This window comes from Luteolibacter algae (assembly GCF_042683045.1).
In the GTDB taxonomy this organism is placed as follows: Bacteria; Verrucomicrobiota; Verrucomicrobiia; order Verrucomicrobiales; family Akkermansiaceae; genus Luteolibacter; species Luteolibacter algae.
The window spans coordinates 30,964-43,109 of sequence record NZ_JBHUIT010000011.1 but is presented as its reverse complement, the minus strand read 5'-3'; the positions used below and the strand labels follow the sequence as shown (position 1 = coordinate 43,109).

Annotated in this window: 11 protein-coding genes and 1 tRNA gene; 7 read left to right on the top strand and 5 right to left on the bottom strand. The window is 50.2% G+C overall.

Annotated features, from left to right (window positions below):
* Nucleotides 1–43: 43 nt before the first annotated feature.
* A complete protein-coding gene (locus ACFSSA_RS08420) occupies nucleotides 44–556 on the bottom strand; it encodes a DUF1287 domain-containing protein (RefSeq protein WP_386819992.1) in 513 nt (170 codons plus the stop codon).
* Nucleotides 557–784: 228 nt separating this feature from the next.
* Here ACFSSA_RS08420 and ruvX point away from each other — a divergent pair, with 228 nt between their 5' ends.
* The 4 genes from ruvX to ACFSSA_RS08400 all read left to right on the top strand — a co-directional run bounded on the left by ruvX (nucleotide 785) and on the right by ACFSSA_RS08400 (nucleotide 2,845).
* Nucleotides 785–1,249, top strand: a complete 465-nt coding sequence (ruvX, locus tag ACFSSA_RS08415; protein ID WP_386819991.1) for a Holliday junction resolvase RuvX — start codon at nucleotides 785–787, stop codon at nucleotides 1,247–1,249.
* Nucleotides 1,246–2,010 carry a tRNA pseudouridine(38-40) synthase TruA gene (gene truA / locus ACFSSA_RS08410; protein WP_386819990.1) on the top strand — a complete coding sequence of 255 codons (765 nt, stop codon included), beginning with the start codon at nucleotides 1,246–1,248 and terminating at the stop codon, nucleotides 2,008–2,010. Before ruvX ends, truA begins: the two co-directional genes overlap by 4 nt.
* Nucleotides 2,011–2,017: 7 nt before the next feature.
* Nucleotides 2,018–2,707 carry an HAD-IA family hydrolase gene (locus ACFSSA_RS08405; RefSeq protein ID WP_386819989.1) on the top strand — a complete coding sequence of 230 codons (690 nt, stop codon included), beginning with the start codon at nucleotides 2,018–2,020 and terminating at the stop codon, nucleotides 2,705–2,707.
* A gap of 65 nt (nucleotides 2,708–2,772) precedes the next feature.
* Nucleotides 2,773–2,845 (top strand) — tRNA-Lys (locus ACFSSA_RS08400).
* Between the two features lie 300 nt (nucleotides 2,846–3,145).
* Here ACFSSA_RS08400 and ACFSSA_RS08395 read toward each other — a convergent pair.
* The 4 genes from ACFSSA_RS08395 to ACFSSA_RS08380 are packed head-to-tail and all read right to left on the bottom strand — an operon-like array spanning nucleotide 3,146 to nucleotide 6,188.
* On the bottom strand, nucleotides 3,146–3,760 hold the full coding sequence (locus ACFSSA_RS08395; protein ID WP_386819988.1) for a YqaA family protein: 615 nt from the start codon (nucleotides 3,758–3,760) through the stop codon (nucleotides 3,146–3,148).
* An 18-nt stretch (nucleotides 3,761–3,778) separates the two neighbouring features.
* Entirely contained in the window at nucleotides 3,779–4,777 is a 999-nt protein-coding gene (locus tag ACFSSA_RS08390) for an NAD(P)H-dependent glycerol-3-phosphate dehydrogenase (protein ID WP_386819987.1), read from the bottom strand.
* Complete coding sequence (plsY, locus tag ACFSSA_RS08385) at nucleotides 4,770–5,510, bottom strand: glycerol-3-phosphate 1-O-acyltransferase PlsY (protein WP_386819986.1); 741 nt, start codon at nucleotides 5,508–5,510, stop codon at nucleotides 4,770–4,772. The genes ACFSSA_RS08390 and plsY overlap by 8 nt, the downstream gene beginning before the upstream one ends.
* A 21-nt stretch (nucleotides 5,511–5,531) precedes the next feature.
* Nucleotides 5,532–6,188: a peptidylprolyl isomerase gene (locus ACFSSA_RS08380; protein ID WP_386819985.1), complete on the bottom strand. Its 657-nt coding sequence runs from the start codon at nucleotides 6,186–6,188 to the stop codon at nucleotides 5,532–5,534.
* 858 nt (nucleotides 6,189–7,046) lie between these two features.
* Here ACFSSA_RS08380 and ACFSSA_RS08375 point away from each other — a divergent pair.
* Genes ACFSSA_RS08375 through ACFSSA_RS08365 form a run of 3 tightly spaced genes read left to right on the top strand, consistent with a single transcriptional unit; the run spans nucleotide 7,047 to nucleotide 12,101 of the window.
* Complete coding sequence (locus tag ACFSSA_RS08375; protein WP_386819984.1) at nucleotides 7,047–8,315, top strand: class I SAM-dependent methyltransferase; 1,269 nt, start codon at nucleotides 7,047–7,049, stop codon at nucleotides 8,313–8,315.
* A complete protein-coding gene (locus ACFSSA_RS08370; protein ID WP_386819983.1) occupies nucleotides 8,305–11,043 on the top strand; it encodes an ATP-binding protein in 2,739 nt (912 codons plus the stop codon). Before ACFSSA_RS08375 ends, ACFSSA_RS08370 begins: the two co-directional genes overlap by 11 nt.
* The gene (locus ACFSSA_RS08365) at nucleotides 11,040–12,101 is read left to right on the top strand and encodes a response regulator (RefSeq protein WP_386819982.1); all 1,062 of its coding nucleotides are present in this window, start codon (nucleotides 11,040–11,042) and stop codon (nucleotides 12,099–12,101) included. Before ACFSSA_RS08370 ends, ACFSSA_RS08365 begins: the two co-directional genes overlap by 4 nt.
* The last annotated feature ends 45 nt before the right edge of the window (nucleotides 12,102–12,146 follow it).

Here is a 12,146-nt window from a genome sequence, read left to right as displayed (position 1 = left end):
CCGCCCCTCTCCTTAGACAAACACCAGCCACGTTAGCTCTAGTTTAGAACTGTCCAGAAAATGGGGTCAGGCCAAGACCTTTGGCGTTCTTTCTATCGCTTATGATCATGATATGAGCCAAACGTGGCGGAACTGTGCAGGTGACAAGATCTCCGGGGCGGAAGGTCATTTTATGGATCGGGTCAGACACTGGCAGGCTTTGATGTTGTCTCTTGAAGAAGACTATCAAATTTGGCACCCGGCGATGATCGATATTCCGATCAGGGCGCTTCAATCCCCAGATCCCCGGGTATTTAGGAAAATTTCCTGCCATATCCTCATGGACAAGTTTCTGCAGATCCGCATCCATTCCGTCACGTAGCGCTCTGATCACGACATCCGTGCAAACTCCCCATTCCCTTGGCACATCGCCACCGGGATAAGCCAGTGTGGCATACGCCGGATCATAGCTTAGCGTCACACCGATTTGCTTTTTGGCCGCAGCCACGATGGCATCACCCGTCCCGGCACACACGGTGAGGACGCTTACCAGAAATAGAAGAAGGATCTTTTTCACGTTACCCGGGTAACCTCTCAATTCCCGATGCGATGACAAGAAGGATATCCGGGGCAGCACGGAAGCCGCTGGGCTTTCGCTAGTGGGAGGCAACTATCATTCCCACTCCCAGGGAGAAAAAAGTATTCCCGGCATCGCCATTGAGATCGTGTTTTATCCGATGTATAACCGCTTCGTATCGTCAGACTTGTAAACGCTGGCACTTTCCGACGACTCTCCATCAATATTTTGAATACAGACTTCCCACATTTTTCCGACGCCTCTTCAGGAGATGCGTCCCCTCACCCCGCTCTCGGCATTGATTATGGCGAAGCCCGCATCGGTGTCGCCGCGACAGATGAGTTCGGCATCATGGCGCATCCGGTGGAAACCGTGGCAACCAACTGCAAAAACCCTATTGGCCGCCTCACGGAGATCGCTTCCCAGCGGAAAATAAAAACACTCATTGTCGGTCTACCATTAAGATTGGACGGCACGGAAGGAAGCTCTGCGGAGAAAGTCCGCTCGTTCGCCAAAAAACTCGGTGCCGCCATGCCGGAGATCCCGATGTTTTTCGTCGATGAAACCTATACGACCTCGGTGGCTTCGGAAAAACTCCGCGCGGCCGGTCGGAAAGCCCACCAACAGAAAAAGATAATCGATCAAGCGGCAGCGGTCGAAATCCTCAACCAGTGGATGGAGGAAGCATCATGAGAATGAAGCTAACGATCGCCTACGACGGACGCCCCTACCTTGGCTGGCAATCGCAGGCTGGAGGAAATACTGTTCAGGATTATTTAAACGAAGCTCTTGAAGAAATCGCAAAGCAGCCGCTTCGCATTCATGGCTCTGGCCGCACGGATACCGGAGTGCATGCCTCCGGCCAGGTTGCACACTTTGATGCGCCAGACGATAGTTCAATGAATCCATATAACTGGGTGCCCGCGCTAAACACAAAACTCCCGGCAACAATCCGGGTCATGAACTGCGAGGAAGTTCCCGCCGATTTTCACAGCAGATTTTCTGCAATTGGCAAAAGATATCATTACGATATCTGCACGGACCCTGTGCTGCCGCCATTGAAGGCAGGCTTGGCGTGGCATCTTCCCCGCCTGCTGGATGCGGATGTTCTGCAGCGGGCTTTGGACACTTTATCCGGGACGCATGATTTCCATGCTTTCGCCGCTTATCGTGGAAATGAGCAAGCCGATACAGACTACACCCGCACAGTTTTTTCCGCACAGCTGGAAATGCTACCAGACGGCTACCGGATGAACTTCCACGGAGATGGCTTTCTCTACAAAATGGTTCGGATGCTCGCAGGCTCCGCCATAAAGGCAGCACAGGGCAGACTACGGCTTGATGACTTGGAAGCACTGCTTGATCAGCCGCAAGGACTGCCCTTCGGCAAAGCTCCATTGTGCGCACCAGCTGATGGATTGTATCTACAAGAAGTCGTTTACCCCACATCCTAGGACAACGATGAGCGAAAGATGCTGGATTGCCTTTGACGCCGCTGGAACCCTGTTTGATCCAGTGGAACCAGTCGCAAATGTTTATTCGCGGTGCTTTGCGAAATATGCCCCGGAGATCCCACCTGCCATATGGAAGCAGTCCTTCATGATGGCATTTTCACAAACTCCCGATCCCGTTTATACAGATACAGCATCCGGAAATGCGGTTGAGCGTGAATGGTGGAAAACTGTCGTCACTCATTCTGCCACAGCGGCCGGCATCGATTCATCCTCAGTCCCGATAAATGAGATATTCGAAGAACTGTTCGATCACTATGCCAAGGGCAGCGCGTGGCTGCTTTTCGATGATGTGGTGGAAGTTCTCACTCAATTCCGCGATGCAGGTGTCGGAATGGTCATCACCTCGAATTTCGACTCCAGATTAAACCGCATTTTAATTGAATTGGGAATCTCTCACTATTTTGAGCACATTTTCACCTCCGCAAGTGTGGGAGCAAGAAAGCCAAACCCGGCGATTTTGCACAACTTCCTTCTCAAAACCGGAGCCAAACTCAAAAAAACATGCCTGGTGGGCGATTCGGAAAAAGCCGATGGATCAGCCGCAAATGCAGCAGGTATGGGCTTTTTTCATCTGGAACGTCCCGAGAGAACCCTCCGGAATTTCGAAAAGTGGCATAAACTTCACTTTTTTTCGTGAATGAGCTTGCCAATTTTAGTCGTTTCACACTACTTTGCCGCCCCCGCGACAAGCGGCCAACCAACGCGCAGATAGCTCAGTTGGTAGAGCAGTTGGCTTTTAACCAATTGGTCCTGGGTTCGAGTCCCAGTCTGCGTATTTTCACTTTCCAGCCCGCTAGGTTTAAACACCGAGCGGGTTTTTCTTTCTCTATACTTTCGTTATTATACCAAGATCACCGGACCCGAATTCGGGGGGAATCGATAAGAAGGAGCTCGAGCAACTCCATGGAACCGTGATCGCTCACAATATACCTCATCCACTTGCGCAACGAAGTGACCGGCTCATGGTGATTCGGGCACGCACCAAACAACATCATATGAGGCACCTGCGGGGCCCAATGACATTCCCTTGACAGCAGAGAGTCGGGAAAAGGCGCTCGAAGGCACTTGAGTGCCCTCAATGCGAAAGTTTCAGCACGGCGATGCCACCAATCAGTAGGACAGTGCCGATGATGAAACACCATTCCAGATGCTTTTCGATAAATGGCCGAACTTTCTGACCGAAGATCCGGATGAGGCCTGCCACGATAAAGAATCGCCCAGCACGACCTACCAGAGATCCCATTAGAAGCAGCGGTATATTCACATGGAACACACCTGCGGCAATGGTGAAAACCTTGAACGGGATCGGTGTGAATGCAGCGGTAAAGACCGCGAGAAACGCATTTTTCTCATAAAGCAGTCCCACATGATCGAATTTTTCCTGGGAGAACAAATGTGGGATAAACAATCCATGGACGCTTTCCCACAATCCCCACCCGATAAGCCATCCGAGCAGCCCACCCAATACGGAACCAGCCGTGCAAACCGTGGCGTATTTAAGCCACTTTTCCCGGGCTCCAAAACATAAGGCAAGTAGCAGAACATCCGGCGGAATAAGGAAGAATGATGATTCGGCAAACGCGATGCAAAACAGCGCCCAGGTGCCCGCCGGATGATCTGCCCATGAGACAGTCCAGGCATAAAGGCGGCGGATAATATTCGGACGGGCAGGTGAAACTTCGGCGGTCATATCAGAGCTTGAGTAAAATTATTCGCATTCGCTGCGCGTATCCCGGGTAAGTAGCTCGGTCATTGCTACGGCAGCGGGTTTATTTTTATAGATAATGGAGTAAACGGCGTCGATGATAGGAGTCCGGACACCGGCACGACGGGCTGCTTCATAAATAGAGAGTGTATTTGGCACTCCTTCCGCGACCATGCCGAGCGACGTGATCGCTTCATCAAGCGTTTTGCCTTCGCCCAGAGCAAGTCCTACCCTGTGATTGCGTGAATGCGCTGAAAAGCAGGTGACAATGAGGTCACCAACTCCCGAGAGCCCGGAAAAAGTTTCCGATTGCCCGCCGAGAGCAGTGCCGAGGCGGGTCATTTCCGCGAGTGCGCGAGTTACCATCGCAGCCACGGCATTGTCTCCAAGGCCCAACCCGTGGGAAATCCCCGCTGCGATCGCATAAATATTCTTGATCGCCCCTCCTAGCTCGATCCCAGCAAGATCATTGCTCGTATATGGCCTGAAATACGGAAGCGTGAAGAGATCCTGCAGCGAGCCGGCGAGAGAACTGTCTTTAGCTCCAATGACCGCACAGGTGGCCTGCCCGACGGCCATTTCCTCAGCGTGGTTCGGCCCGGACATCACCGCGATCGGGTTTTCGGGGAACACTCCCTGAAGGATTTCGCTCATCCTCAATCCCGAATCCTTTTCGATACCTTTCGCACAGGATAGCAGAACCACATCTGCTGCCAATCCGGCTGCGAGCAATGCTTCCGCGCATTCGCGTGTGGCACTCGTCGGCACCGCAAAAATGACGAGAGGATGACCTAATGCCTCGGACAAATCCGTGGTTGCGGAAATGTTTTCGGGAAGAACAATCTCCTTTAGATATCGGGGATTCTGGTGCTTGGAATTGATCGAGGCAATGGAATCTTCATCTCGCCCGATGATACGAATATTCTCGAGGTTTGAGGATACCACTTTTGCGATCGCCGTGCCGAAGGAGCCGGAGCCTAGGATAGCTGCAGATTTAAACATCGGGTGTTACTGTGTGCTTTTTCTTTCCCCATACAAAGCGGGATTCCGTTCCACTCATCAATCGTCCGATATTGGTGCGGTGCTTCCACACGGCAAGAATTCCAATGATTAGCGAGAAAAAGAAGAGTGGTTTGTTCCAGGTTCCAGCTTCCCAAAGGCTAATACCATCCGGCGTTTTATGGAATCTGGCTCCGAGATGGGTTAGGATCGGCAGCGAGATTGCACTGACGATGCTGGCGAGAGCCACGTAGCGGCTGATCAGAAGGGTCACGAGGAAAATGATTAAAAGCAATACGATTGCTGCCGGCATCAGAGCAATGATAACTCCTGCGGATGTGGCAATACCCTTCCCTCCCTTGAAACCAATCCAGGGAGAGTAGTTGTGACCCAGGACTGCGGCCAAAGCCGTGATAACATGAACAAGCTGGGCGGTGAATTGCTCGGGTGGAGGCATCATTTGAAACGCATCCAGTAATTCAAATTGAATTGCAGGATCACGGCCAAGCACCGGAACGAGATTCACCGCCAAAATCACCGGAATAAAACCCTTCAACGCGTCCAAAAAGAGGCAGATCAGCCCTTGTTTTTTTCCGATCACCCGGAAGACGTTTGTCGCGCCGATGTTACCGGATCCATGATCACGAATATCGATTCCCTTGGATTTCGCTATAAAATAACCAAAAGGAATCGAGCCCATGAGAAATGCCACGAGCGGGCAAAGCCACAATTGCATACGAGTGAAAGTATAGGGAAATTATTCAGCAGTCGCAGCCTCAATCACGATGGGTTCCAAGGGAACGTCTTCCGCTGAAGATGCCATGGCCTGGCCTGTATGGGGGTGGATCATCATCAATTCTTTTTCGCCAGTCTTCACTCCTTTGATTTTATTTACCACGTCCATCCCCTCGACAACTTTTCCGAAAACCGCATATCCTCCGTGACTGGGATAATTGAGAGCCGCATTGTCGCTAACATTGATGAAAAATTGGGCAGTGGCGCTGTCAGGATCGGACGTCCGTGCCATCGCGATTGTGCCTTCATCATTTTTCAAGCCATTCTGGCTTTCGTTTTTGATTCCTTCACCGGTCTCTTTCTCGACCAATCTGCCGCTGTCCATAGCGAAACCGCCTCCCTGGATCATAAATCCATTGATCACCCGGTGAAAAACGGTGCCATTGTAATGCCCCACATTCACGTATTTGAGAAAGTTAGCCACGGTTACCGGAGCTTTTTCAGCATCAAGTTGCAGAACAATATCGCCCTGATTGGTTTTAAGACGAACTCTGGTGGACACATTTTCGGTTGCGTCCACAGGCTTTGCCGCAGTGGAGGTTTCCTCCTGTTTTTCCGCGTTGCATGAGCCAAGAAAGGCAAATCCCAGCATTGATAGTAATACGAGTCGTCGTTTCATCGCAGGGAGAATTATGCGGAAGAGAACGACTTGGCAAGCGGAGTCGGCAGACAAAAAAACAGACGCGGGCAGTTTCCCACCCGCGCCTTGCAATTTATACACTCAAGAAAAAGCTTTCAAAAAAGATTCATCCCGGAGCGAATACCCCCCGGTATCCATAACCTCCAGCATCGCTGACATCTTACTCAAAACTCCGGATCAAGAACAGGGCACTGTGCATGACGTGCGAACTCTTCTTTGATTCGTGAAGCATACGCTAGTGTGGCACTCCGGTTACAGACTTTTGATTAGGGAAAAACGGCCATAACACGGAAATGTCACACTTTTCCGAAAGAAAAGAGGCGCGAACCGTAACCGGTTCGCGCCTGCTATTGCACATTTCCCCCCAAAGTGTCTTCGGACCGATTTCGAAGGCAAGGCGGGTTCCCCCCGGATCCTACCATTTCCTTCGAACCTATCATCAAAGACATAAGGATATGTCGCAGAGGTTTTCAATCGGCTTACACTGATTGATCGCCTCCGTTGGTAGTAAGTTAACCGAAAATTCTAATCTGGGAAGATTTTTGACTACCGAAAAACGGCCAACATTATCGGAAAACGGCCATATTACACTAATATTGACTTTTTAAACTTAGGGACTTGTGGAAATTTTCGAAACTTGCAAAGTCGAATCCACAGAATTTAAGAATGGATCTAAACAAGGCAAAATCAACCCAGAGCGTTATTACGTGCCGCAATAGCCAAGGAACGGAGCTAACCGCCAACTTGCTGCGCATCAAACGCTATTCCGTCGTATTCGAAGTTTATAACCCATACAGTATCTTACAGTTATCTGAGGTTTTGTCAGATTTCCGTATCATGGCTTCAAGGCGTCTACTCTACAATGGCAAGGCGGTGGTGAGCAACCTTTTGAACACCGGAATTGTTCTCGTCTGCGAGGCAATGCTTGATGAAGGCTGGGTGGAAGTGGATTTCTTAGCCGGCATAACAGCAGAGTTGGGTCAGGATGCCGGCAATACGGATCTCAAGGCCCAGTTCTCGGATTTCATGAGCGAATGGAAGAGCGGCAACGAGGTTCAGGATCCTTTCAAGATCGTGGTGGCGGATCTCGCCAGCATGCTTTCCGGAGTGCAACATTGGCTGACTGGAATCGATGTTGGAATCCGCACAACGGTAACCAGACGGCGTGAGGATTTGGAGAGGGAAATTTTCTCCAAGGTTGAGCAGAGGGTGGTAGAGGAAGTCATCCCATCGATGGAACGTTTTGAAATGGTCGCCAAGGAAATTGATGATACAGGCATGGCGGTGCATAAATCCTATGTGCGGCGACAGCTCCACCCGATCGTGCTCTGCTCCCCTTTCCTATTTAGAACCTATACAAAGCCGTTGGGCTACGCAGGCGATTACGAGATGGTGAATATGATGCTGAGAGATCCGTATGAGGGTTCCTCGGCGTTTGCCAAAATTCTTAACTTCGCGTTGCTGAATACGGAGCCTGTCGTAGCACACCGTAACCGTATTGATTTCCTGGTCGAACTATTACGTTCAGAATGCGAGAAACGCGTTTCCAAGGGTAAAACCCGTGTGTTCAACCTTGCATGCGGCCCTGCCGTAGAGGTTCAGCGTTTCCTCAGAGACTGTGATGAAAGTGATCTGGCCGAGATTGACCTTCTCGATTTCAACGCCGAGACACTTGAATATACCCGGGCGAGAATCAATGAAGCCAGAATGGCTGGTGGACGGGAAACGCAAGTCCGTTATTTCCAGCGTTCCGTTCATCAGTTGCTGCGTGCGGCAACCCAGGGCGGCGAGGAAGATTTTAATAATTACGACGTGGTATATTGTGCCGGTCTCTTCGATTACCTTTCCCAGCGTGTATGCAAGCGTCTGGTAGAGCTTTTCTGCACGATGGTAAAACCAGGTGGCCGTGTGATTGTAACGAATGTGGCCGCCGCGAATCCCCGCAAAGCCTGGATGGAGTATGTCATGGAGTGGAACCTCATTTACCGGGATAACGCAGAAATGGAGGATCTCGTTCCGGATAATGTGCCAGTCACATCATACGAAATCAAAGCGGATTCCACAGGGGTGAACCTTTTCCTGGAAATTGAAATTGGTGGCAACTGAGTCAGAGACGGCCGGTATATCCGAGTCTGTGCTGGTAGCGTTCAAGAAATACGAACGTAAGGTCTCCTTTGTAAATGCACGAAGGGCGGCCATTCTTGCTGCTATTTTCATGGTCGCTGGCGGCACACTGGATATCATCGTCTTTCCAGATTATCTTCGGCTGTTTTTTGTAATCAGAATCATATGTAGCATATTACTTCTGATCATATATTTCACATTAAAAGGTCGTAGTGGCTCGAAACGTGGAGATTTTATATCAGGATGGATTGCGCTGCTACCGATGATTTCGATCTGCGCAATGATCTATTTCACTGGTGGGGGCAATTCGGTCTATTACGCAGGCCTCAACCTTGTGCTGGTGGGCCTTTCTCTCTTGCTACGCTGGAATTTCTGGAGGTCATTGAATATGACACTCATCTGTGCCGTATTTTATGCAATCAGTGTAATTTTCGCTTTCGAAAAGGCGTCGTTTCCCATTTTATTCAATAATAGCTACTTCCTCTTTGTTACGTCGGTTTTTGTGATTGTCGGAAGTTATTTCTATGAACGGTTGCGTTTGAGCGAGTTCGCATTGCGGGCCGAGGTCGAAAACTCCCGCGAAACCCTGCGCTCGCAATACGAACGTTTGGGAGAACTAGATGAAGCGAAAACACGCTTTTTTGCGAACATCAGCCATGAGCTCCGCACTCCGTTGACGATCATGCTGGGTATCAGCGAACGCCTGGGAACTGTTGTCAAGGATACCCCGGACACGCAGAATATCTCGGAGATGGTTCGTCTTTTGGATCAGAACGGCCTGCGGTTGATGAAACTCATCGACGATTTGCTGGATCTTGTCCGTTTCGATACCGGCCATGCTGATTTGCAGTTTCAGCCAACTCCTGTGGAGCCACATTTCGAAGGTTTGCTGAAATCACTGCGCCATGTTTCCGAACAGGATAATGTCGCTCTGCTTTGGAGCTGCGAAAGTATTCATCCGACAATTTTATTGGATCGGGATAAATTTGATAAGATTGTTCTCAATCTGGTTATCAATGCGATCAAGTTCACTCCCTCCGGCGGCACTATTGACGTCGACTTATTGGTCAATGATCAAGGGCTCGAGCTCTCGGTGAAAGACACCGGCGTGGGAATTCCAGAAGACAATCTGGATCGTATTTTTGATCGTTTCTGGCAGGTTGATACCTCTTCTACGAGGAAATTCCAAGGATCCGGCATCGGTCTAGCTCTTGTCCGCTCGGTTACTGAATCAATGGGTGGAAAAGTCGCTGTCACCAGCCGGGTAGGATACGGGACCCATTTCACGATTACCTTCCCTGTCGAAGCGGCAACCATTGACGAAAACACCATCGAAGCCATGGTTACCGGACGTGGAATCGAAGAGATCCACCGGAAAGCCGCGTTGGCGATGCCTTCCCAACCACGGAGCCGCAAATCTCAGGGATTGAATGGGCAGATGCATTCAGCACCTCATATTGGAACACGGCATAGCGATGCCAGACCGTTGGTTCTGATCGCCGATGACGAGCCGGACATTCGCAGATTTCTCATCATGCAGCTTGAGAATGTGGAGATTATCGAGGCTGCCGATGGTGCGGAAGCGCTGGAACTGGCGCGATTGCACCAGCCGCAGATCGCACTTCTGGATCACATGATGCCGGAGCTCGATGGCGTGGAAGTTTGTCGTCGCATCCGGGAAAATCATTCAACCAGGGATACTTCGGTGATCATCCTTACCGCTCGTGCGGATGAACAGACAAAGCTTGCAGCCCTTCAAGCCGGCGCGAATGACTTTCTAACCAAACCTTTCTCAACCGCTGAGCTCGGTCTTCGACTCCAAAACCAGATCCTGATGGGACGCTTCCGCCGGGAAATGTCGGATATCAATCGTGAGTTGGTAAGCGCCTTGGAAAAAATCAAGGAAAACGAAGTGCTCTTACTCCGGAATGAAAAGTTATCGGCTCTTGGCCGGATGAGTGCCGGTATTATCCACGAGATCAACAATCCGCTGAACTATGCGAATGCAGGGCTACATGCACTTGCGACATATGCGCAGGATATCTCGGATGATGATCGGGCAGACTTCGAGGATACTTTGAAAGATATCCAAGAGGGTGTCGGGCGCGTCTCACAAATCGTAATTGATCTTCGCCAGTTCACCCGTGATGAGAATGCGGAATCACCCAAGGATCGCGTGGATCCTTGCGAAATTTTGGAACGCTCTATCCGCATGATGAACCACCAAGCGGGAGCAAACATTGAAATCGTTTTGAAGAAAGACGATCCGCAACAGATCCTGGCCAACTCGAATCAACTGGTTCAGGTCTTTATAAATTTTTTCCAGAACAGCATTGATGCGATCAATGAACGGAAGAAGAAAGAACCTGATCTAGCAGGTAAAATTAAAGTATTCGCTGGTAATGATGGTGATAATACTTTGATTACTGTCCGTGACAACGGAGTAGGCATTCCAGCTGAAGATGTCGGTAAGATTTTCGACCCTTTCTTTACATCAAAAGATGTTGGCCAGGGCATGGGCCTTGGCTTATCAATCACCCATCAAATATTACAGAATCATAAAGTGAATGCGGAAGTCATGAGTAGACCTTATGACTACACAGAAATTCGATTGCTATTTCCAAACATCAATTCAGCACAAGAACAGGACAAAGAATCAAATTCATATCCAGATCCGCTCGCGGACCCTGCGAACCATTTATCAACATGAGCTCAGAAAACGACACCTACGACTACCAACGGCATGCTATCCTCTTCGTTGATGACGAAGCCAACTCCCGTAAATACTTCCAACGCCTTTTTGGACGCAAGTTCCGCATCCTGGAGGCAGAGGACGGCGTGCAAGCTCTGGAAGTCTTCCGCGCAAACGCGGACGATATCGGAATTATTGTTACCGACCAAAGAATGCCTAATGAAACGGGTGTAGGTTTCCTCACAAAGATCGCTGCCGATTATCCGGATGTTATCAAAATCCTTTCAACAGCATATGCCGATATCGATGCGGCTATCGGCTCGGTGAACCAAGGAGGCATCTTCCGTTATATTACTAAGCCCTGGGATATTCCGGAATTGGAAATCACTTTGCGCCGTGCAATGGAATTCTACATTGTGAAACGTGAGCGCGATGCTCTCATGGGTGCCAAGATGCTCGCTGTCGGCAATGTTCTACTCGCCAATCGGCTTGCGGCTTTCGCATTCGTGCCCGTTTGTGCAGCGATTCCTTCCGCCAACGCCGCAGAAGCTATTGCATCCTTCATTCGTCTCGCCATTTCCTCACCTGATGCCGCTACCGAATCAAGGAATGATACCTCCACTCCGAATCTGAGCAAACTCCATGCGCGGCAACTGCAACTGGCGACTCTTCTTGAGCAGAAGCTTCCATCGGCAATCAAAGCGTCGGATTGCGCGGGACGGGTCAAAAATCTTGCAGAAGCGCTCACATCTGCAGGAGCCAATGGTCTTACTGTCAATGAGGATGCGACCGAAATCTGTGCCGAAACCGATCCCACACCGGTTCTTCTTGAGGCGATACTTGGCAATGAAAGTGATCCCAGAGTCTCTGAGGATGCGATCGCTGTGCTGGCCGCCATCATGGGAATTTATGACTCCGGTTTCGCGGTTACGCGCAAACGTGCCGCTACTCTACAGTTGACGGTCAGCCCACGGGTAGAAAGAGCTGGATCAGCTGACCAGACAGCTGGTTCCCAAGCAGCCAAATGGCTCATCGAGGACGAGCTTCTTGTTTCGGCAGCTCTCGGGATTCTTTGATCGCCCCGCTACCCTCTCTGGATTATCTTTAAAAAGTTGACAAAC

Excerpts from the sequence above, each read along its gene's own strand:
- plsY (WP_386819986.1), bottom strand. The coding sequence starts at position 5,510 with ATGCAATTGTGGCTTTGCCCGCTCGTGGCATTTCTCATGGGCTCGATT.
- ACFSSA_RS08405 (WP_386819989.1), top strand. The coding sequence starts at position 2,018 with ATGAGCGAAAGATGCTGGATTGCCTTTGACGCCGCTGGAACCCTGTTT.
- ACFSSA_RS08380 (WP_386819985.1), bottom strand. The coding sequence starts at position 6,188 with ATGAAACGACGACTCGTATTACTATCAATGCTGGGATTTGCCTTTCTT.
- ACFSSA_RS08375 (WP_386819984.1), top strand. The coding sequence starts at position 7,047 with ATGGCTTCAAGGCGTCTACTCTACAATGGCAAGGCGGTGGTGAGCAAC.
- ACFSSA_RS08365 (WP_386819982.1), top strand. The coding sequence starts at position 11,040 with ATGAGCTCAGAAAACGACACCTACGACTACCAACGGCATGCTATCCTC.
- ACFSSA_RS08390 (WP_386819987.1), bottom strand. The coding sequence starts at position 4,777 with ATGTTTAAATCTGCAGCTATCCTAGGCTCCGGCTCCTTCGGCACGGCG.
- truA (WP_386819990.1), top strand. The coding sequence starts at position 1,246 with ATGAGAATGAAGCTAACGATCGCCTACGACGGACGCCCCTACCTTGGC.
- ACFSSA_RS08395 (WP_386819988.1), bottom strand. The coding sequence starts at position 3,760 with ATGACCGCCGAAGTTTCACCTGCCCGTCCGAATATTATCCGCCGCCTT.